This is a genomic window from Allobosea sp., assembly GCF_051860145.1.
Classification (GTDB): domain Bacteria; phylum Pseudomonadota; class Alphaproteobacteria; order Rhizobiales; family Beijerinckiaceae; genus Allobosea.
Genome location: NZ_JBHYEM010000004.1, coordinates 251712 through 272108, shown reverse-complemented (window position 1 = coordinate 272108; position 20397 = coordinate 251712). Strand labels below are relative to the sequence as shown.

Below are 20397 nucleotides of genomic sequence, written 5' to 3'. Positions count from 1 at the left end.
GATCGCATCCTATGTCCCGCTGATCAGGAACGCAGGATGATACCGGACCTCGCCGGCCGGCGGCTCGCCTGCAAAGGACAAGGCGAGGAAATACTCCGGCGGCACGTCGGCCAGCCGGAGTTGCGGGCAAGCTGCGAAGCCGAAGCGGCCATAATAGCCCGGCGCGCCGAGCAGCACGCAGCCTTGGGCTGCCGAAGCGCGCAACCTGGCGAGGCCGGCGCGGACCAGCGCCTGGCCGATGCCCTGCCCTTGCGCCTCAGGCTGCACGGCGAGAGGGCCGAGGCCGAACCAGCCGCGCTCCCGCCCGTCGATCGTGACGGGCGAGAAGGCGATATGGCCGAGCACCACTTCCCCCTCGACGGCGGCGAGCGAGAGTGTCAGCGCACCCGCGTCGCGCAAGCTGTCGACGATGGCGGCCTCCGTCTGGCTGCTGTAAGGCGCATCCTTGAAGGCGGCAGCGACGAGCTCACGGATCACCCAGACATCCTGCGGGCCTTCATCCCTGATGATCATCGCCGCCCCTTTCTCGCTGGAGCGGCAGGTCGGCCCGCATTGCGGATTTTTCGATGTTGGTCATGTCGAACTCCTCGAATGCCGAATCGCTTCAACGGTTGTCGCCTTGCGCGCGCACGGAAAACCTGCCCTGCCGCGAGATGCGATAGGGCTCGCCATTCCGGGACTCGATCAGCCGCTTGCGTCGGAGCCTTGCGAACAAATCCAGCGTGCAATCAGTCAGGACATGACCTTCGCGCGTGAAGCAGTCGATATGGACAATGCGGCCGTCTTCGCCGCGATGGTGGCGGATACGCCCGCCCTGGGCCAGCACGTGCAGCACGCGCTGCTCGCCCCTGGAGATATTCATGTTGAAAGCCTGTGCATGAAACCATGACAGACACCGGCCCGAACGCGCGCATCGATTGCGGCGTTTCAGATCCAGCGTCGCGCCACGTTCCGCCTCAGCGGAACGTCAGCGGGTTCCTGCAATCTCCAACATAAAACCCCCGAACAAGGTCGCCCGGCGCATCGGCACCGAGGGACGCTGCGTTTAAGCGACAGCTTTTGCGGCGTCAATGCCGCGTTCATGGCACTGAGGTCGGCGATCGGCCCGGATCACGGCCCATCATGGCAGGCAGCGCCCGTTTCCCGCCCGCCGCAAATGCGCTATGGGGCGGGCATGTCGACCGATGCATTCCTCCAGCGCTTCGGCGCGCCCGGCGCGCGCCAGCCCGACCCCGTCGCCGCGGCACAGGGCGCGATGCGCAACGCCCTGCCCAAACGCTTCTATGAAAACGCCGCCGTACTGGAGAAGGACGGGCTGTTCCATGTCGCGCTCGACGGCAGGACGGCGCGCACCCCGGCGCGCAACGCCCTTGCCGTCACCTCGCGCCCCGTCGCGGAGGCGCTCGCCGCCGAATGGCAGGCGCAGGCCGAGCGTATCGACCCCGCCGCGATGCCGGTGACGCGCCTCGTCAATTCCGCGCTCGATGGCGTCGCGGACCAGGCCGCCGCCGTTCGCGCCGAGATCGTCCGCTATGCCGGCAGCGATGCGCTCTGCTACCGCGCCGGCGAGCCGGACAATCTCGTCGAGCGCCAGCGCGCGGTCTGGGATCCGATCATCGCTGCGACCGAAGCCGCGCTCGGCGCCCGTTTCGTCCTGGCGGAGGGCATCGTCTTCGCCGAGCAGCCGGCGCCGGTGCTGGAGGCCGTCACCCGCCGCGTGGCTGAGCTTCCGGCTCCGCTGGCGCTTGCCGGCGCGCATAGCGTGATGACCTTGACCGGCTCCGCCATCCTGACGCTGGCACTGGCCGACGGCCGGCTCGACGAGGAGCAGGCCTGGGCGGCCGCCCATCTCGACGAGGACTACCAGATCGCGATCTGGGGTCAGGACGAGGAAGCCGCGGAACGGCGCACCACGCGGCGGCGGGAATTCGCGGCCGCGGTGCTGTTGCTGATGCAGGGCTGAGGGTCGGCGCGACGCCGCCATCATTCCGATCTAACCCAACCTACCCTGCCGCGGCGCTCTCCAGCCCGGTCAGGATCCGGTCGATCAGCCCCCATTCGACGGCTTCCTCCGCCGTCATGAAGCGATCGCGGTCGAGCGCGCGCTCGACCTCCTCACAGCTGCGTCCGCAATGCTCGGCGTAGAGCCTGATCATGCGCTGCTTCGTCCGCTGGATCTCCTCGGCATGGATCAGGATGTCCGAAGCCTGCCCCTGGACGCCGCCCAGCGGCTGGTGGACATGCAGGCTCGCATTCGGCAGCGCCGCGCGTTGGCCCGGCTCTCCCGCCATCAGCAGGAAGGACCCCATCGAGCGGGCCGTGCCCATGCACAGCGTATGCACCGGCGCCTTGATGTAGCGCATGGTGTCGTAGACCGCGAGACCGCTGGTGACCACGCCGCCGGGCGAGTTGATATAGAGATTGATCGGCCGCTTCGGGTTCTCGGCCTCCAGGAACAGCAGCTGCGCGCAGACGAGCGCAGCGCTCGCGTCGTTGACCTCACCGTTCAGGAAGACGATCCGCTCGCGCAGCAGGCGCGAATAGATGTCGAAGGACCGTTCGCCGCGGCTCGACTGTTCGACGACCATGGGGACGAGCTGCATCGCTTCGCGCATCGGCAAATTCCTTCTGTCCAGATTGTCGGAAATGGTTCGAAGCGTCAGGCCGCGCGCATGAGCGCCGGTCGATTGCTGTTTGCCGCGGATGGCTGGACCGCAGCCCCGGCCGCGTCGTCCAGCCTGTGAATGATCCGCAACTGCGTGCCACCCTCGCCTGGCCTGATCTGAAACGTCACCGTGCTTTCGAGAAAGGGCGGCTGGTCCTCCCTCATTCTGTACTGCAGCTCCTGTCCGGGCACGCAGGAAACCGGCTCCGGCCCGGCCAACGCCTCCGCCGGCAGCCATCTTTCCCGGAATTCAGGGATGCTGAGCGCGCGCCACACCTTCTCGGGCGGGGCGCGCAGCCGATAATCGAGAACCAGGCGCTGTTCGGCGTCTTTCACGTCGCTCATTGATCCATGTCCTGCAGCAGAGCCTCGAGCGCTTCCACACGCGCCGGCCAATAGGCGCGATATTTCGCCAGCCATCGGGCGATCAGGGCGAGCCCCTCCGGATCGACCTCGTAGTTCACGAAGCGCCCCTCGCGCTCCTCCCGCACCAGCCCGGCCTGGCGCAGCACCGAGAGATGCTGAGACATCGCCGGCTGGCTGATCTCCATGCCCATCCGCAAGGCGCTGGCATTCATGCGGCCGGCCGCCAGCTTCTCGAAGATCCCGCGGCGGGTCGGATCGGCCAGGGCCTTGAAGATGTCCTGCTCCAACATGCCAATACATAAGCATACGCTTATCTGACTTGCAAGCGCCCAGCCGGGACCGGGCGCTCCGGCCCAGCCCGCCTTGCACCAAAGCGGCAGCTGCGCCCAATGGACAGGCACGGCTTCCGCCCTTAAGCCGGATCATCAAGCTTTCAGGCCGGCGACGGGGCGTTTCCATGAAGGATATTCTCGAACAGCTCGAAGACCGTCGCGAAGGCGCCCGCAAGGGCGGCGGCGAGCGGCGCGTCGAGGCGCAGCACAAGCGCGGCAAGCTGACGGCGCGCGAGCGCGTCGAGCTCCTGCTCGACCACGGCTCCTTCGAGGAGTTCGACATGTTCGTGCAGCATCGCGCCGTCGATTTCGGCATGGACAAAGCGGAAAAAATCCCCGGCGACGGCGTCGTCACCGGCTGGGGCACGGTCAATGGCCGCACCGTCTTCGTCTTCTCCAAGGATTTTACGGTGTTCGGCGGCTCGCTGTCGGAAACCCATGCCCAGAAGATCATCAAGATCCAGGACATGGCGCTGAAGATGCGCGCGCCCATCGTCGGCATCTTCGACGCCGGCGGCGCCCGCATCCAGGAAGGCGTCGCGGCGCTCGGCGGCTATGGCGAGGTCTTCAAGCGCAATGTCGCGGCCTCGGGCGTGATCCCGCAGATCTCGGTGATCATGGGGCCCTGCGCCGGCGGCGACGTCTACTCTCCGGCGATGACCGATTTCATCTTCATGGTCCGCGACACGAGCTACATGTTCGTCACCGGCCCCGAGGTGGTGAAGACCGTCACCAATGAGACGGTGACCTCCGAGGAGCTGGGCGGCGCCAGGGTCCATACCTCCAAATCCTCGGTCGCCGACGGCTCCTTCGAGAACGATGTCGAGGCCTTGCTGCAGGTGCGCCGGCTGATCGATTTCCTGCCGGCCAACAATACGGCGGGCGTGCCGGAATGGCCGTCCTTCGACGTGCCGGACCGGATCGACATGAGCCTCGACACGCTCGTGCCGGACAATCCGAACAAGCCCTATGACATCAAGGAGCTGATCCTGAAGACGCTCGACGAGGGCGATTTCTTCGAGATCCAGGAAGCCTACGCGAAGAACATCGTCACCGGCTTCGGCCGCATCGAGGGCCGCACCGTCGGGGTGGTAGCCAACCAGCCGATGGTGCTGGCCGGCGTGCTCGACTCGGACGCCTCGCGCAAGGCGGCCCGCTTCGTGCGCTATTGCGACGCCTTCGAGATCCCGATCGTCACCGTCGTCGACGTGCCGGGCTTCCTGCCGGGCACGGCGCAGGAATATGGCGGGTTGATCAAGCACGGCGCCAAGCTGCTTTTCGCCTATAGCGAATGCACCGTGCCGCTGGTCACCGTGATCACCCGAAAGGCTTTTGGCGGCGCCTATGACGTGATGGCGTCCAAGCATATCGGCGCCGACGTCAACTATGCCTGGCCGACGGCGCAGATCGCGGTGATGGGCGCCAAGGGCGCGGTCGAGATCATTTTTCGCGGCGGCGACGCCGAGACCATCGCGCGCCAGACCAAGGAATACGAGGACCGCTTCATGTCCCCCTTCGTCGCGGCCGAGCGCGGCTATGTCGACGAGGTGATCATGCCCCACTCGACCAGGCGCCGGATCGCAAGGGCGCTGGCCATGCTGCGGACGAAATCCGTCGAGCGGCCGTGGCGGAAGCACGACAATATTCCGCTTTAACGGAGCTTAAGAAGGCTTCCCCGCGCTGACGCGTTTCAGATGAGGGCCTGCCCTTCAGACTCTACGACCAGCGCCGGAACACCACACTCGCATTCACCCCACCGAACCCAAACCCGTTCGAAATCGCGTGCTCCATCGCGAGCGGCCTTGCCTGCTTGGCCACGAGGTCGAGCCCGGCCGCGTCCTCGTCCGGGGTCTCGAGATTCAGCGTCGGCGGCGCGATCTGGTCGCGCAAGGCCAGGATCGTGAAGATCGCCTCCAGCCCACCGGCGGCGCCAAGCAGGTGGCCGGTCGCCGATTTCGTCGCGCTGATCGCGATGCTCTTCTCCGTGCCGAAAACCGCCTTGATCGCCGCCAACTCGCCGCGGTCGCCGACCGGCGTCGAAGTCGAATGCGCATTGAGATGGCGGATATCGCCGGGCTCGAGGCCAGCCTGCTTCAGCGCGGTCTCCATCGCCCGCCGTGCGCCGGATCCGTCTTCCGGCCCCGAAGTGATGTGATAGGCGTCGGCGCTCGTGCCATAGCCGGTGATCTCGGCCAGGATCGTGGCGCCGCGTGCCTTGGCATGCTCCAGCGCTTCGACCACCAGCATGCCGGCGCCCTCGCCCATGACAAATCCGTCGCGATCGCGATCGAACGGGCGTGAGGCCTTTTCGGGCTCGTCGTTGAAACCGGTCGAGAGTGCCCGCGCCGCAGCGAAGCCGCCGAGCGCAACGAGATCGATGCAGGCCTCGGTGCCGCCGCAGAGCGCGATATCGGCCTCACCGGCGCGGATCAGCCGCGCCGCGTCGCCGATCGCCTGCACGCCAGCGGCGCAGGCCGTCACCGGCGCGCCGATCGGCCCCTTGAAGCCGTGATCGATCGAGACATGACCTGCTGCGAGATTGACCAGAAAGGAGGGGATGGTGAAGGGCGAGAGCCGGCGCACGCCGCGCGTATCGGTCGTCCGCACTGCCTCGGCAATCGCTGGGAAGCCGCCGATGCCGGAGGCGACCACCGTCGCGGTGCGCTCGCGCTGGGCCTCGCTTGCCGGCGCCCAACCTGCCTGTTCCAACGCCTCCTTCGCCGCGACCAGCGCGAACTGGATGAAGCGGTCCATCTTGCGTTGATCCTTGGGCGCGATCGCCGCATCCGGATCGAAGCCGCCCTCGCCGTCCTCCGCCTTGGTCGGCACGACACCCGCGACCTTGGCCGGCAAGGTCCCGACGATGGCCTCGGGCAAGCGCCGCAGCCCGGAGCGGCCGGCCAGCAGCCGCTGCCAGGCGAGCTCCGCTCCACACCCGAGCGGCGAGACCACGCCCATTCCGGTGACGACGATGCGAGGCATGGCGTGCTCCTATTGCGGGTTGACTGCTGCGGCGACATTGCGCGCCGCGGCCTTGGCAAGGCGCTGCCGCATGCCGGCGCTCGCGCGCGGCCCGGCGACGACGATGGCGCTCTCCGAGGTCACCGGCTGCAAGCTCGCGGCATCGACCACGACCGGTACGACCGGCGTCCCGGTTTCGCGATCTGCCAGCAGCAGCGAGGCGCCCTCAGGCGCGAGATGCCGGTTTGCATAGGCCACTAGCGCGGCGATGACCGGGAAGAAGTCCCTGCCCTTCTCCGTCAGCACGTATTCGTAACGCTTCGGCTTCTCGCTATAGAGCCGCCGCTCGAACAGCCCGCTCTCGGTCAGGTGCTTCAGCCGCCGGGCCAGCATGTTCGGGGCGATGCCGAGACAACGCTCGAATTCGTCGAAGCGGGTGAGGCCCTGCAGCAGCGCGTCGCGCAGGATCAGGATGCTCCACCACTCGCCGACGGTCTCGACCGCGCGGGCGCAGGGGCATTCGGCCAGTGGAAGGAGCTTGGGCTGCATGACGAGCGGGAGCTAGTGCAGTCACTATTATTTTGCAAGCTATATCCGATCGCGGCTTCCCCCGGCGCTCGGCCATGGCGCCGCGGCGCGAGCGACATGACTCCCGCGCCACGATCGTCTAAGGCGGCCTCGACCCAGAGAAACCGCCGTCGTCGATGCTGTTCAACTCCTTCGTCTTCCTGCTCGGCTTCCTGCCCTTTGCGTTCGCCCTGCACTGGCTGGCCGAGCGCTTCCGGCCGGGCTGGCGGCTGCCCGTGCTCGCGGCCCTGTCCTTCGCCTTCTACGGCTATTGGGACTGGCGCTTCATCCCGCTGCTCGCCTTCTCGATCCTGCTCAACTGGTGGATCGCCGAGGCCTTTGTGAAGACCAAGCGCGGCGCCCTGATCACGCTGGCGATCGTCCTCAACCTCGCCGTGCTGGCGCTGTTCAAATACTTCAACTTTTTCGCCGATCTCGCTGGCATGATTCCCGGTTTGCCGGCGCCGAGGCTCGACCTGGCGCTGCCGCTCGGCATCTCCTTCTTCACCTTCCACCATGTGATGTACCTGACCGATCTGCGGCGAGGCGAGGCGCCGCGCTACGATCTCGTCCGCTATGCGCTCTATATCGCCTTCTTCCCGCAGGTCCTGGCCGGGCCGCTGGTGCGCTGGCGCGAGATCATGCACCAGTTCGACGAGCGCCCGTATCTGCGCTCCGACGCGGCCGAGCGCATCGCGCGCGGGCTGATGCTGCTGACGGTCGGCCTCGCCAAGAAGGTCCTGCTCGGCGACCCGCTGGCGGAATATGCCAATCCGGTCTTCGCCGCGGCTGCGGCGGGGCAGGCCGTGTCGGTAGCCGAGGCCTGGCAAGGCACCCTCGCCTTCACCTTCCAGATCTATTTCGACTTCTCCGGCTATACCGACATGGCGCTGGGGCTGGCCCTGCTCTTCGGCATCGTCCTGCCGCAGAACTTCGATGCGCCCTATCGCAGCGCGAGCATCCAGGATTTCTGGCGGCGCTGGCACATGACGCTGTCCCGCTTCCTGCGCGACTATCTCTATATCGGGCTCGGCGGCTCTCGGCACGGCCTGCCGACCCAGGTCTGGGCGCTGTTCGCCACCATGGCGCTGGGCGGGCTCTGGCATGGCGCTGGCCTGACCTTCGTCGCCTGGGGCGTCGCTCATGGACTGGCGCTGATCCTCGCGCTGTTCTGGCGGCGCGCCGGACTGCCGATGCCGCCCTTGCTCGGCTGGCTCCTGACCTTCGTCTTCGTGATGCTGTGCTGGGTCCTGTTCCGCGCCACCTCCTTCGAGGCCGCGCTGACGATCTACAAGAGCCTCTTCGGCTTCGCGCCCCTGGGAAACGGTTTCAAATGGCGCGCCTTGCTGCCCGCCGCCGCTTTCGCGATCATCGGCCCGACCGCCTGGGCGCTGGTCCACCGCTTGCCACCGGCACGCTGGCTCGCGGTGCTGGCGGCGGTGCTCTTCGTGCTGGTCCTGTTCAAGATCGGCGACGACGCCAACTACGAGTTCATCTATTTCCAGTTCTGAGCTGGCGAGGCAGGCAGCACATTCCCGTGAGCGGTGACGCGACTCGGGCCCTGATCCCGCTCGCAATGCAGGCGACAGAGCCCGCATGCGCGGCCAAATATATCTCACGGCGCAAAATAACCAATAAATATCAAATATCTAGGGAATGATACTGAAACCCGACCGAACGCGATTGTTCCCGTTCGCCTCCCCCGCTATAAGGGCGCCAAATCGGCGGCCCGACTAAGGCAAAGTCGGTAGGCACGCCGGCACAGACACTCAGAGAGCGCGCCTATGTCGAAACAGATCATTCTCGATGCGGACTACCGCCCCTCCGACTCGGAACCCTTTATGAACGAGCGGCAGCGCGAGTATTTCCGCAGCAAGCTGGCGGCCTGGAAGGACGAGATCCTCAAGGAAGCCAAGGAGACGCTGGTCACCCTGCAGAGCGAGAGCGAGAACCACCCCGACATCGCCGACCGGGCCTCCTCCGAGACCGATCGCGCCATCGAGCTTCGCGCCCGTGACCGCCAACGCAAGCTGATCGCCAAGATCGAAGCCGCGATCGCGCGGATCGACGAGGGCTCCTATGGCTATTGCGAGGAGACCGGCGAGCCGATCTCGCTCAAGCGCCTCGAGGCCCGGCCGATCGCGACGCTGTCGCTCGAGGCCCAGGAGCGCCACGAGCGCAACGAGCGGGTCTTCCGCGACGATTGACGGTTCGGGCAGCGCGCCCAGGCAACAGGCCTCCTGCCCCGGCGGGAGGCCTTTTTCATGGGGGAAGCCCCGCGCGGGAGGCACGGGGCTTCATGGGCGCCGACGGTGAAGCTTGGGGAGCGTGGTCGGTGCCCGGGAGCAAGGCCGCCTCGGGAGAAGCGGCCCGCCGGCCGGCGCGGGGAAAGCGGGGAGCGTTCCGCGCCTGGCCGGGACTTCTCGGGAGCCTCAGAAGGGTAAGAGGATGTCCATCACCTGCTGGCCGTAGCGCGGCTGCTGGACATCGGTGATCTGTCCGCGCCCGCCATAGGCGATGCGGGCCTGGGCGATCTTGGTCGAATCGATCGTGTTGTCCGATTCGATGTCCTCCGGCCGGATCACGCCGGCGACGATCAGCTCGCGGACCTCGAAATTCACCCTGATCTCCTGCTTGCCCTCGATCACGAGGTTGCCGTTCGGCAGCGTCTGCGTGACCACGGCAGCGACATTGGTGGCGAGCTGCTCGGCCCGGCGCACCGAGCCGGAGCCCTCGCTGGTGCCCTCCGAATCGAGCTTGAGCAGCGAGCCCGGCTTGGCGCCGCCGTTGAACTTCTCGAGCTTGTTCTCGAAGCCGAGAATGTTCTCGGCGCCAAAGTCCTCGCCGTTCTTGCGGCTGCGCTTGGTGGTGTTGTCGAGCTGGGCCCTGTCGGTCACCCGCACCCGCACCGTGACCAGGTCGCCGACCATGCGGGCGCGCTGATCCTTGAAGAAGGCGCGCGAGCCGGTGCGCCAGAGCGAGTTCGGCGCGAAGGAGGCGTGCTCCACCGCCGGCATCGGCATCTGCACCGGCTTGTAGCCCTTGGTCGCGGTCGGGTCCTCGATCGGCGAGAGCGCCGGGGCCTGGCCGACATTGGCGAGCCTGTCGGCAGCGCCGCAGGCGCCGAGCGTGAGCCCGAGGGCGAGGACGCCGGAGAGCTTGAGGATCGTGCTTGAGGTCATGGCGATGTTCCGGATGCTCGAGATCAGCGCGCGCTGGCGATATGGCCGGCCATGGTCGACTTGACCGAGACCTGGCCGGGCCCGCTGACCGTGCCTTGCAGCACGCGCTTCGACTGAGGATTGGTGACCGAGACGACGTCGCCCATCGCGCCCGCCTCGCCGGCGCGTCCACGCATGGTGATGCGCAGGCCCGGCGCCTCGTAGATGATGGTGACGAGATCGCCGCGACCGACGATCTCCTCGCGCTGCACGTCGCCGTTGCGCAGCGGCAGGCCGGCCAGCAGGGCGCGCCTGGCCACCTTGTCGACGGCGCCCTGAATCTCGCCGATCAGCTCGCCGCTCTGTCCGTCGCGCGGGCGGCGCTCCATGATCACGTCGGCGGCCGTCAACGTCTCGCCGCGCGCGATCGCCCGGCGCGGCACCACGACCTCGACGGTTTCGACAAGCTGCCCCGAGATGTGGACTGGCTTGAGCCGCATCGCCGCGCTGCCCGGCACGGTCAGCCGGGCCTGGAGTCGGCGCGAACGCGGGTCGAAGCTGAGGTCGAGCACGCTCATCGCGCCGGTCAGCTCAGGCTCGACCGCGATCGAGGGCGCGCCGCCATCCATGGCCAGCGCGAAGGCGTGGCTGTCGACGCCGAAGCGCTCGCGCAGGCCGGTCTTGACCGCGGCCTCGATGTCCGACGCCATGATCCGGCGCGCGGCACGGCTGACGACGACCTGCGCGATGCCCTGGCTGTCGAGATCGGCGGCGTCGCGGAGGATGCCGCCGCTCTTGGCGGCCTCGACGATGCGCGCGACCTGGATCGTGCCGGTCTCGCCCAGCGCCGGGGCACGGAAGGCCGGCATCGCCGCATCCTGCGCCGACAACCCGGCAATCAGGTCGCCGAAGGTCACGAGATCGCGCGACAGGGTCAGTTCGCCGCGCAGCAGCGGCTTGTGCGGGGCGGGAGCCTGCCGCACTGCGCCGGGCGACAGGGCCGCGGTCGCGACAGCGCCGTCCTGCAGCGGCCCGGCCAATGCCGAACCGACCAGCGCGAGCGTGGCGAGGAGGATGGAAGAGCGGATCATGACGCTGCCCTCAGCCACGGAACATCTGGGTCGTCGCCGACATCATCTGGTCGGCAGCGGTGATGACCTTGGAGTTCATCTCGTAGGCGCGCTGCGCCGCGATCAGCGAAGAGAGCTCGGTGACGGCCTGGACGTTGCCTTCTTCCAGGTAATATTGCTGCAGGGTGCCGAAACCCTCGCCGCCGCCGAGCCCGTCGATGGCCTGGCCCGAGGCCGCCGTCTCCAGGAACAGGTTGTCGCCGATCGATTCCAGCCCGACCTTGTTGATGAAGCGGGTGAGTTGGAGCTGGCCGATCTGCTGCAGCGCCGTCTGCCCCGGCAGCTGGACCTCGACCGTGCCCTGCGCGTTGATGCTGACGCTGGTCGCGTTGTTCGGGATCGTGATCCCGGGCTCGACCTGGTAGCCGTCGCGGGTGACGAGCTGGCCCTGCGAATCGAGATCGAAGGAGCCGTCCCGCGAATAGGCGGTGCGCCCGTCCGGCATCCGGATCTTGAAGAAGCCCTCGCCCCTTATGGCAACGTCATACTGCTTCTCGGTCGGCGTGGTGTTGCCCTGGGTCATGACGCGGCCGGTCGAGACGGTCTTGACGCCCGAGCCGATGAAGGTGCCGGCCGGCACCTGCGTGTTCTGGTCCGAGGTCGCCGAGCCGGCCCTGCGAAAGTTCTCGTAGAGCAGGTCCTGGAAATGCACGCGCTGGCGCTTGTAGCCGGTGGTGCGCACGTTCGCGATATTGTTGGAGATGACCTGGACGTTGAGTTCCTGGGCCATCATGCCGGTGGCGGCTGTCTGAAGGGCGCGCATGGTGCTGCTCCTCTTTCCGGTCAGGCTTGCTGGTCGGCTAGGCGCGAGATCGCCCGGCTGCGCAGTTCATCGGATTTCGACATCAGGTTCGCGATGCTCTGGTAGGAGCGCTGCACCTCCATCAGGCGCGTCATCTCGATCACGGCCTTGACGTTGGAGGTCTCGATCGCGCCTGGCTCCAGGCGAGCCTGCGGGCCGGCCGGCAGCGCGGGCGTGGGGGACGCGAAGAGGTTGGCGCCGTCGCTGCTCAGCCCGCGCGGATTGTCGAAGCGGACCATGCGCAGCTTGCCGCGCGTGCCGAGATTGCTGGAGACGGTGCCATCGACGGCGATGCCGACATTGGTCTCGGTGTCGCCGAACTGGATCGGGCCGCCCTCGCCCATCACCGGCTGGCCGGTCTGGGTCACGAGCTGGCCGCGCGGGTTGATCGAGAGCGAGCCCGCCCGAGTATAGCGCTCGCCCTGCGGCGTCTGCACCACCAGGAAGTTGTCGCCGCGCAGGGCGACGTCGAGCGGGTTGCCGGTGCGTTCGATGACGCCCTGCGTCAGGTCGATCGGCGTGCCCTTGTCGATGACATAGGAGAGCTTGCGGTCGAAACCCTTGAAGCCCTCGGCGCTGGCGACCGGCATCAGGAACTCGTTGAAGCGCGCAGAACGCGCCTTGAAGCCGTTCGTGCCGACATTCGCCATGTTGTTGGCGATGACATCCAGCTCACGCGCCAGAGCCATCTGACGCGACAGGCCGACGAGAAGCGCGTTCTCCACGGCGAAATCTCCCGATCATGTCCCGCGAAGACCTCGACGCTCCCCAGCGCAGTCTCCGCACCGTCATCCTCGCAACGGCCGTGCCAACATGGTTAATTCCGCTTATCCATATGAAATATAACGATTATAATTGCGCTGAGCTGACCGCCGGCACCCGGCAAAGTCGAGGCTCCAGGCAGAAACAACCCGGCAAAAACTGCCGTCCTTAACGACGCGTTAACCCTGTTTCGTCAGGTTGGCAGGGTGAGCCGCCCAGGACGGTGCCGTGCTCCGGACCCGGGCCAGACGCAGATGTCCAAGAAGCCGACAACCGACGACGAAGCCGCCGAGGGGGCGCAGCCCCCCAAGCCCGGCAAGAAGAAGCTCGTCATGATCGCCGGCGGCGTCGCCCTGCTGGCCGCGCTCGGCGGCGGCTGGTTCTTCTTCAAGAAGCCCTCGGCCGAGCAGCTCGCCGCAATCGAGGCCGCCAAGCAGGTCAAGAAGCCGGCGACCTTCGTCGAGATGAAGGACATGATGATCGGCATCTCCAGCGGCGGCCAGCAGGACCGCCAGCCGATCATCAAGATCAAGGTCGTGCTCGAGATCGCGGACGCCAAGGTCTCCGAGGAGATCAAGCCGCTGCTGCCGCGCGTCGAGGATGCCTTCCAGGTCTTCATGCGCGAGCTGCGCCCGGCCGATCTCGACGGCTCGGCCGGCATGTACCGGCTGAAGGAAGAACTGCTGCGGCGCGTCAACGTCACGGTCTATCCGGCCAAGGTCGACGCGGTGCTGTTCAAGGAATTGCTGGTCCAGTGAGCCGGATCCTCGGCCCGATGTCCCCATCCAGAGCGACGACAAACGCATGACCGACAACGATCTCGAACAGACCGGCGCAACGCCCAAGGACGAGCCCCTGACGCCGGAGAACATGGCGGCGGAATGGGCCGCCATGCCCGAGGGCATCGAGGAGGAAGGCGAGGTCGAGGGCGGCACCGACCGCCTGATGTCGCAGGACGAGATCGACACGATGCTCGGCTTCTCGGCCGGGGACGACAAGGACAGCCGCAACGGCATTCAGGCGATCGTCGATTCCGGCTCGGTCTCCTATGAGCGCCTGCCGATGCTCGAGATCATTTTCGAGCGCATGGTCAGGCTACTCTCCACCAGCCTGCGCAACTTCTTCACCGACAATGTCGAGGTCTCGCTCGAGAGCATCCGCTCCGTCCGCTTCGGCGACTACATCAACTCGATCTCGCTGCCCGCCATGCTCTCCGTCTTCAAGGCGGAGGAATGGGACAATTTCGGCCTGGTCACCATCGAATCGGCGCTGATCTACTCGGTGCTCGACACCATGCTCGGCGGCAAGCGCGGCCAGCCCGCCGCCCGCGTCGACGGGCGGCCCTTCACCTCGATCGAGCTCAACCTGCTGAAGCGCGTGATCGGGCTCGTGCTCAGCGATGCCGAGGCCGCTTTCGGCCCGCTCTCGCCCGTCACATTCAAGGTCGACCGCGTCGAATCCAATCCGCGCTTCGTCTCGATCTCGCGCCCGGCCAACGCCGCGATCCGCGTCGAGCTGCGCTTCGACATGGAAGGGCGCGGTGGCTCGCTCCATATCCTGCTGCCCTATGCCACGATCGAGCCGATCCGCGAGCTGCTGCTCGAGAGCTTCATGGGCGAGAAGCTCGGCCGCGACCCGATCTGGGAAAACCACCTCGCGACCGAGGTCTGGCAGACCGATGTCGCGGTGAAATGCGTGCTGCACGAGACCAGGATGCCGCTGAAGCGGGTGATGAAGCTCGAGATCGGCGACACGCTGATGTTCGACGCCCGCCCGGATTCGGTGGTCGCGCTGCGCTGCGGCGATTTCATGGTCAGCGAAGGCCGGATCGGGCGCGTCGACGACAAGATCGCCGTCCAGGTCGTCAGCCCGCTGCGCCGCTCCAAGACGACGATCGCCGCGTTCGACAGCATCACCAGCCATCTCGGCTCCCCGGCCTGAAGCCTCGGAAACAAGCCATGACGATCACCCTCATCGCCGATGCGCTGGTTGCCAGCCTCCTCGTCGCCACGATCATCACCTGCTACGTCCTGGCCAAGCGCATCGAGCGGCTGAAGGCCGACGAGAGTGCGATGCGCCAGACCATCGGCGCCCTGATCTCCGCCACCGACACCGCCGAGCGCGCCATTGCCGGCCTGAAGCTCACCCTTGGCGACTGTGACCGCACGCTGGCCGAGCGCCTGCGCACGGCCGAGCGCTACGCGGCCGATCTCGCCGCCCAGGTCGAGGCCGGCCAGGGCGTGATGGAGCGCATCTCGCAGATCGTCACAGCCGCGACGCTGGTGGCGCCGAAGCCGGCGGAGGCTCCTCCCGAGGAGCCGACCGCGATCTCGCGCATGACCAGCGCCGCGGAGATGGCCGCGGCGATCCGCATGCGCGCCGCCAAGCGGCTGGAGGGCCAGGCGGCGTGATCGAGCGGCCCCGCCTGATCCCGGCCGTCATCCTCGGCGCCATGGGCCTCCTGGCGCTGAAGCTGCTCGCCTGGACCTCCGAGCCCTATCCCGGCAAGCTGCCCGTCACCGAGGCCTCCCTGTTCCCGTCATCCAACGCCGCCCCGGCGAAAGCCGAGCCGCAGGTCTGGGCTCTCGCCAAGGTCATAGCCCGCGCGCATGCCCCCGATGGCGTGCTCGATCCCGAGACGACAGGCACGATCGACCCTCCCAAGCCCAAGCCGACGGCCGCCGACGAAGCCGCGCGCGCCGCCAATCCCAACAACAAGGCCGGTATCGTCAACGGCACGGCGGCGCCGGTCTCCCCGGCCGAGCGCGCCATTCTCGAGCGCCTCGGCGAGCGGCGCGAGGAGATCGAATCGCGCATGCGCGAGCTCGAGATGCGCGAGCGCCTGCTCGACACCGCCGAGAAGAAGCTCGACGGACGCGTCGGCGACCTGAAGCAGCTCGAGGACAAGGTCGAGGGCCCCACCGCCAAGCCCGCGGAGGAAGAGGCCAAGGCGATCCGTAATCTCGTCATCATGTACGAGGCGATGAAGCCCAAGGACGCCGCCCGCGTCTTCGACCGGCTGAGCCTCGACATCCTGGTCCCGGTGGTGCAGCAGATGAACCCGCGCAAAATGTCCGATGTCCTGGCGGCGATGTCGCCGGGCACCGCGGAAAAGCTGACCGTGGCGCTGGCGACCTCCGGCCGCAGCGCCAGCGCGGACCGCATGAATCGCAACGCAGCCCAGTTGCCGCCGAACGAGCTGCCGGCCATAGCCCCGGCGGCCCGGCGCTAGCCGGCAGCCTCGGCGTTGCAAAGAGCCGTGCCCGGTGCGATGAAGCGCCATGATCAGCGCCAGACTCAAGACCGGCCTTACCCTCGCCGCCCTCATGCTCCTGGTCGCGGCCGGGCCTGTCCGGGCCGAGATCCCCGCCAGCGGCATCGCGCAGCTGGATGCCGCCTATGCCGAGCTCGACAGGCTCTACCGCCTGAAGCGCGATGCCAATACCGTGCCGCGCTTGTCCGATCCGGCCTCCGCCAAGGCTCTCGCCAGTTTCTGGGACGCGCCCGCCATTCTCGGCAAGCCGCCCTATGAAGCCGATGACGTCCCGCAGCTGATCACCATCGTCGAGAAGCAGTCGCAGGTGCTGAAGATGTACCTGTTCTTCTCCCCCAACCCTATCCTTCCGCCGGACACCGTCCAGAATGCCGTGACCTTCCAAGACGAGGTCATGCGCTCGCACGCCTTCCTCGTCCGCTCCGCGGGCGCCGTCATGCCCGCGCTCGGAGCCTTGATTGGCGCACTTCCGCCCAGCGAGATGAACGAGGCCCGCGTCAAGGGCCTGAGGCAGGTGCGCCTCGGCATGCAGCAGATCGTGAGCAGCGCCGCTTTCGCCCTGCGCAGCAACGGTCTCACGCCGGAAAACCAGGCGCTGGTCGTCGCGAGCTTCGCCGACAATGCGGCTGCCCTGGCACAGGGCACGACGCTGGCCGATCGCAAGGCCACCGCCGCGACCATGGAGGCGGCCCTGCCCGCGCTGGCGCCGGCCTCGCGGACCAGGATGCAGGCCTTCATCAAGGCGATGTCGGACCAGCGCTGCGAAGGGCTCTGCGCGCTGGAGTGAACGAGGCCGGCGGCGCGCTTTCCGCGCAGTCCCGCCTGGTTGACCTTAACCCGCCATTATCCTTGACACGCTAGCGTCCGTCGCGTGCGGGCTGGCTTGGTAACGTCGCGCCCGTCCGCTTGTGTCGCGTTGCGTGAGTTTGCCGGTTTGCGTTTCCCGCGTTCCCTTGCCTTCGGCGTCGGGTTGGCTGCGCTCAGCGTCGCCGCCGGCCTGCCCATGCCGGCTTCGGCAGCGACCGCGACCTTGCACGGCGCGGCCATGCCGCCCGGCTTCGGACGTCTGTCCCTCACCTTCGACGAACCGACGCCGATGCGCGTGCGGGTCGCCAACGGCGTCCTCGTCGTCGCCTTTGGCGCGCCGGTGAAGATCGACGTCAACAAGATCGCCAAGGAACTGCCGGATTATGTCGCGATCGCGCGGATCGACCCTGACGGGCGCGGCATGCGGTTCGCGCTGTCCCGGCCCTACAAGGCCAATCTGATCGAGGCGGGAGACAAGGCCTTCATCGATCTGCTGCCGGAGAGCTGGACCGGTCTGATGCCAGGGCCGCCCCCGGAGGTGATCGCGGCCCTGGCCGAACGCGTCCGCCTGGCGGAAGCGCGGGCGCGCGAGATCGAGCGCCGCCCGCCGCCGGCCCCCAAGCCTCTCCTGCTGCGCAGCGCGACGCTGCCGACGCTGGAGCGGCTGATGTTCCAGGCGCCGGCCGACACCAGGCTCAAGCACGAACTGGCCGAGGGGACGCTGAGGCTGAGCTTCGACCAGCCGCTGGTGGCCGAGGCTGCCGCGATCAGGCCCTCGCTGCCGGACGGCGTGACGCTCGCTTCCTCTGAGACGACGGCCGAGGGCACGCAGCTCGACCTGACATTGCCCAAGGACTGGCAGGTCCGCAGCTTCCGCGACGAGGACAAGCTCGTCGTCGACCTCCTGCGCCCAGGCAAGTCGAACGCGCTGAGCCTCGCCAGCCTCCAGACCGACACGGGCGCGCCAGCGGCCAAGCCTCCCCAGCCTGCGGCAGCAGTCAGGCCGCCCGCGGCAAATGACGCAGCGCCACCGAAACCTGCCGAGCAACCGCGCCAATCCGCGAAGCCGGCCGTCGAAGCGCCTCCGGCGGTGGATCCCACGCCGCAACCGGTCAGAATCGAAGCTACGACCGACGCCAAGGGCAGCCGGATCGACTTCCGCTTCCCGCGACCGACCGGAGCCGCCGCCTTCCTCGATTCCGGGATCGTCACGCTCGTCTTCGACACGCGCGACACGATCGACCCCGCCAGCTTCAGGCAGGTCCTGCCCCGGCTGATCGACGAGGCGGTCGTGACGCGCGAAGGCAAGGTCACGCTCGTGCGGCTTCGCCTGTCGAGCCAGCAGCTCGTCCACCTGAGCGACGACGGCACCGCCTGGTCGCTTGCCTTCGGCGACGAGGCCGGCAAGCCGGCCGACCCGGTCGCCCCGCATCGCGCGGTCGACGAGCGCGGCCAGACCATCCTCTCCGTGCCGCTGCCCGGCATGACCGGCGTCCATTGGCTCGAGACCGGCCCGGCGGGCATGCCGATCGCCGTCGCGACGGCGGTCGGGCCGACGCGCGCCGTGGTCAAGCCCTATCGCTTCGTCGAATTCGGATTGCTGCAGACCGCACACGGCCTCGCCGTCATTCCCCGCTCGGACGACATCGCCGTCCGCGCCGGCACCGAGCAGGCGTTGATCGGCCGCTCCGGCGGGCTGACGGTGACGCTGGACCTGCCCCAGGCCGAAACGGAGGCGCCCAAATCGCCCGTCGCGACGCCGGCGGCGCTGCTCGATCCCGAGGTTTGGGCGAAGCTGCGCGGGCCGGCGGTGCGCGAGCGCGCCCGCGAGTTGCTGCGCGACGTCGCCGACGCGTCCCGCGCCCGCAAGTCCGAAGCGCGGCTTTCGCTCGCCCGCTTCTATGCCGCCAACGGCCTCATGTCCGAAGCGGGGGGTCCGCTTCAAGCCCTTCTGGTCGACGATCCGGCGATGCGCGGAAATCGCGAGGCCCTGTTCCTGAAGGGCGTGATCGCGGCGAAGATGCACCGGAACCAGGAGGCGATCACGGCACTAGAGGCCGGGCCGCTCAAGGAGGATCCCGAGGCCGGGCTGTGGCGGGCCCTGGCCGAGCAGAGGCTCGGACGCAACGCCCAGGCCCTCGTCGGCTTCCGCCGTGCCGAGCCCATGCTCGATGGCTATCCGGACGATCTGCAAGCCCAGTTCCGGCCGGCCATGGCGCGTGCCGCCATGGCGATGCAGGACATGACCACCGCCGAGCGCCAGATCGAGCGCCTCGCCGAGCTGCCGCGCGAATGGGTCGACAAGGACGACCTCGCCTTGCTGCGCGCCATGCTCGACGACGTCAGCGGCAGGCCGGAGGCCGCGCTCAACGGCTACCGGCCGCTGTTCGAAGCCGCCAGCCGTCCGGTCGCTGCCGAGGCGCAATTGCGCGCCGTCAAGCTGATCCAGGCGGAAAAGCGGGCGGACATGCCGCTCGACGAGGCGATCGCCCGGCTCGAGACCGTCTCGATCATCTGGCGCGGCGGCGAGATCGAGATCGAAGCGCTCGCCGAGCTCGGTCGACTCTATATCGAGCAGCAGCGCTGGCGCGACGCCTTCCAGACCGCAAGGCGCGCCAACGAGAACTATCCCGACAACCCGCTGACCCGCCGCCTGCATGACGAGACGGCGCAACGCTTCGCCGAGCTGTTCAGCAACAAGGAGGCGGCGCAGGAGCAACTGTCGCGCATCGAGGCGCTGGCGCTGTTCTATGACTTCAAGGAGTTCCTGCCGGTCGGGCGGCGCGGCGACGAGATCACGCGGCTCCTCGCCGACCGTCTGGTCGAGCTCGACCTGCTCGATCAGGCGAGCGAGATCCTGCGTTATCAGATGCAGGCGCGGCTGACCGGGGCGGCGCGCTCGACGGTCGCGGCGCGGCTGGCCATGATCGCCCTGATGAACGGCAAGCCGGCGGAAGCGCTGCAGGCGCTGGCCTCGACGCGGCTGATCGAATTGCCCGGCGACGTCAAGCGCGCGCGCCTGCTGCTCGAGGCCAAGGCCCTGTCCGACCTGTCCCGCACCGACCAGGCGCTGGAACTGCTGGAAGCCGAGCGCGGTCCCGAGGTCGACCGCCTGCGCACCGACATCTACTGGACGGGCCGGCGCTGGCGCGAGGCCGGCGAGGCGCATGAGCGTATCCTCAGTGAGAGCTGGCGTGGCAACGCCGCGCTGAGCGAACGCGAGCGCGCCGACGTGATGCGCGCCGCCATCTCCTATGTCATGTCGAACGAGGCCCTCTCGCTCGACCGGCTGCGCACCAAATTCGCAGCCAAGATGGCGGAGAGCACGGACGCGCGCACCTTCGCCTTCGTCACGGGGGCCAGCCGCGCCAACGCCGCCGACATCCGCGAAATGGCGCGGACCGCGGCCGGGGCGGACAACCTGTCGGATTTCATGAAGGCCTATCGCGAGCGCTACCCCGCCTATTCGACGACGGTCCGGACCCCGGCGAAGCCCGAACCCGCGCCGCCAGCGGACACCTCGACCGGCGCCGAGGCCAGCCCAACGGCGGGTGCCGGACGCGGCTGAGC

General features: G+C 67.9%; 21 protein-coding genes. 10 read left to right on the top strand and 11 right to left on the bottom strand.

Annotated elements, in window-relative coordinates; genetic code table 11:
* Window positions 1-9 precede the first annotated feature (9 nt).
* Both ACTIF2_RS09255 and ACTIF2_RS09250 read right to left on the bottom strand, forming a co-directional pair.
* Window positions 10-513 carry a GNAT family N-acetyltransferase gene (locus ACTIF2_RS09255; protein WP_439496765.1) on the bottom strand — a complete coding sequence of 168 codons (504 nt, stop codon included), beginning with the start codon at window positions 511-513 and terminating at the stop codon, window positions 10-12.
* 91 nt (window positions 514-604) lie between these two features.
* On the bottom strand, window positions 605-862 hold the full coding sequence (locus ACTIF2_RS09250) for a YjhX family toxin (RefSeq protein WP_439496764.1): 258 nt from the start codon (window positions 860-862) through the stop codon (window positions 605-607).
* A 312-nt stretch (window positions 863-1174) separates the two neighbouring features.
* Here ACTIF2_RS09250 and ACTIF2_RS09245 point away from each other — a divergent pair, with 312 nt between their 5' ends.
* The gene (locus ACTIF2_RS09245; RefSeq protein WP_439496763.1) at window positions 1175-1963 is read left to right on the top strand and encodes an ATP12 family chaperone protein; all 789 of its coding nucleotides are present in this window, start codon (window positions 1175-1177) and stop codon (window positions 1961-1963) included.
* Between the two features lie 40 nt (window positions 1964-2003).
* Here ACTIF2_RS09245 and ACTIF2_RS09240 read toward each other — a convergent pair whose 3' ends face one another.
* The 3 genes from ACTIF2_RS09240 to ACTIF2_RS09230 are packed head-to-tail and all read right to left on the bottom strand — an operon-like array spanning window position 2004 to window position 3321.
* Window positions 2004-2615: an ATP-dependent Clp protease proteolytic subunit gene (locus ACTIF2_RS09240; RefSeq protein WP_439496762.1), complete on the bottom strand. Its 612-nt coding sequence runs from the start codon at window positions 2613-2615 to the stop codon at window positions 2004-2006.
* Between the two features lie 44 nt (window positions 2616-2659).
* A complete protein-coding gene (locus ACTIF2_RS09235; protein WP_439496761.1) occupies window positions 2660-3010 on the bottom strand; it encodes an SRPBCC family protein in 351 nt (116 codons plus the stop codon).
* Window positions 3007-3321, bottom strand: a complete 315-nt coding sequence (locus tag ACTIF2_RS09230; protein WP_439496760.1) for an ArsR/SmtB family transcription factor — start codon at window positions 3319-3321, stop codon at window positions 3007-3009. The genes ACTIF2_RS09235 and ACTIF2_RS09230 overlap by 4 nt, the downstream gene beginning before the upstream one ends.
* A gap of 167 nt (window positions 3322-3488) precedes the next feature.
* On the opposite strand from ACTIF2_RS09230, the gene ACTIF2_RS09225 reads away from it, so the two are divergent.
* A complete protein-coding gene (locus ACTIF2_RS09225) occupies window positions 3489-5018 on the top strand; it encodes an acyl-CoA carboxylase subunit beta (RefSeq protein WP_439496759.1) in 1530 nt (509 codons plus the stop codon).
* Between the two features lie 61 nt (window positions 5019-5079).
* On the opposite strand, the gene fabF is transcribed toward ACTIF2_RS09225, so the two are convergent.
* A complete protein-coding gene (gene fabF, locus ACTIF2_RS09220) occupies window positions 5080-6345 on the bottom strand; it encodes a beta-ketoacyl-ACP synthase II (protein WP_439496758.1) in 1266 nt (421 codons plus the stop codon).
* A gap of 9 nt (window positions 6346-6354) precedes the next feature.
* Window positions 6355-6873 carry a winged helix-turn-helix transcriptional regulator gene (locus tag ACTIF2_RS09215; RefSeq protein WP_439496757.1) on the bottom strand — a complete coding sequence of 173 codons (519 nt, stop codon included), beginning with the start codon at window positions 6871-6873 and terminating at the stop codon, window positions 6355-6357.
* A gap of 155 nt (window positions 6874-7028) precedes the next feature.
* Between ACTIF2_RS09215 and ACTIF2_RS09210 the strand changes: the two genes are divergently transcribed.
* Window positions 7029-8402 (top strand): MBOAT family O-acyltransferase, encoded by a 1374-nt coding sequence (locus tag ACTIF2_RS09210; protein ID WP_439496756.1) that lies wholly within the window; start codon window positions 7029-7031, stop codon window positions 8400-8402.
* A gap of 273 nt (window positions 8403-8675) precedes the next feature.
* Window positions 8676-9098, top strand: a complete 423-nt coding sequence (dksA, locus tag ACTIF2_RS09205) for an RNA polymerase-binding protein DksA (RefSeq protein ID WP_439496755.1) — start codon at window positions 8676-8678, stop codon at window positions 9096-9098.
* A 225-nt stretch (window positions 9099-9323) separates the two neighbouring features.
* Here the strand turns inward: dksA and flgH are convergent, their stop codons facing one another.
* From flgH to flgF, 4 genes are read right to left on the bottom strand one after another with little or no spacing between them, the layout of a single operon-like run.
* Window positions 9324-10073: a flagellar basal body L-ring protein FlgH gene (flgH, locus tag ACTIF2_RS09200; RefSeq protein WP_439496754.1), complete on the bottom strand. Its 750-nt coding sequence runs from the start codon at window positions 10071-10073 to the stop codon at window positions 9324-9326.
* A 23-nt stretch (window positions 10074-10096) separates the two neighbouring features.
* Window positions 10097-11143, bottom strand: coding sequence for a flagellar basal body P-ring formation chaperone FlgA (gene flgA, locus ACTIF2_RS09195; RefSeq protein WP_439496753.1), 1047 nt, complete (start codon window positions 11141-11143; stop codon window positions 10097-10099).
* A 10-nt stretch (window positions 11144-11153) separates the two neighbouring features.
* A complete protein-coding gene (flgG, locus tag ACTIF2_RS09190) occupies window positions 11154-11945 on the bottom strand; it encodes a flagellar basal-body rod protein FlgG (protein ID WP_439496752.1) in 792 nt (263 codons plus the stop codon).
* A gap of 20 nt (window positions 11946-11965) precedes the next feature.
* On the bottom strand, window positions 11966-12709 hold the full coding sequence (gene flgF, locus ACTIF2_RS09185) for a flagellar basal-body rod protein FlgF (RefSeq protein ID WP_439496751.1): 744 nt from the start codon (window positions 12707-12709) through the stop codon (window positions 11966-11968).
* 291 nt (window positions 12710-13000) lie between these two features.
* On the opposite strand from flgF, the gene fliL reads away from it, so the two are divergent.
* From fliL to ACTIF2_RS09155, 6 genes are all read left to right on the top strand, one after another.
* Window positions 13001-13504, top strand: coding sequence for a flagellar basal body-associated protein FliL (fliL, locus tag ACTIF2_RS09180; protein ID WP_439496750.1), 504 nt, complete (start codon window positions 13001-13003; stop codon window positions 13502-13504).
* Between the two features lie 46 nt (window positions 13505-13550).
* Window positions 13551-14687, top strand: a complete 1137-nt coding sequence (fliM, locus tag ACTIF2_RS09175; RefSeq protein ID WP_439496749.1) for a flagellar motor switch protein FliM — start codon at window positions 13551-13553, stop codon at window positions 14685-14687.
* A gap of 17 nt (window positions 14688-14704) precedes the next feature.
* Window positions 14705-15157 (top strand): DUF6468 domain-containing protein, encoded by a 453-nt coding sequence (locus tag ACTIF2_RS09170; protein ID WP_439496748.1) that lies wholly within the window; start codon window positions 14705-14707, stop codon window positions 15155-15157.
* Window positions 15154-15978, top strand: a complete 825-nt coding sequence (locus ACTIF2_RS09165; protein ID WP_439496747.1) for a MotE family protein — start codon at window positions 15154-15156, stop codon at window positions 15976-15978. Before ACTIF2_RS09170 ends, ACTIF2_RS09165 begins: the two co-directional genes overlap by 4 nt.
* Before the next feature lie 49 nt (window positions 15979-16027).
* Window positions 16028-16807 (top strand): hypothetical protein, encoded by a 780-nt coding sequence (locus tag ACTIF2_RS09160; RefSeq protein ID WP_439496746.1) that lies wholly within the window; start codon window positions 16028-16030, stop codon window positions 16805-16807.
* Window positions 16808-16954: 147 nt separating this feature from the next.
* The gene (locus ACTIF2_RS09155) at window positions 16955-20395 is read left to right on the top strand and encodes a tetratricopeptide repeat protein (RefSeq protein WP_439496745.1); all 3441 of its coding nucleotides are present in this window, start codon (window positions 16955-16957) and stop codon (window positions 20393-20395) included.
* Window positions 20396-20397 lie beyond the last annotated feature (2 nt).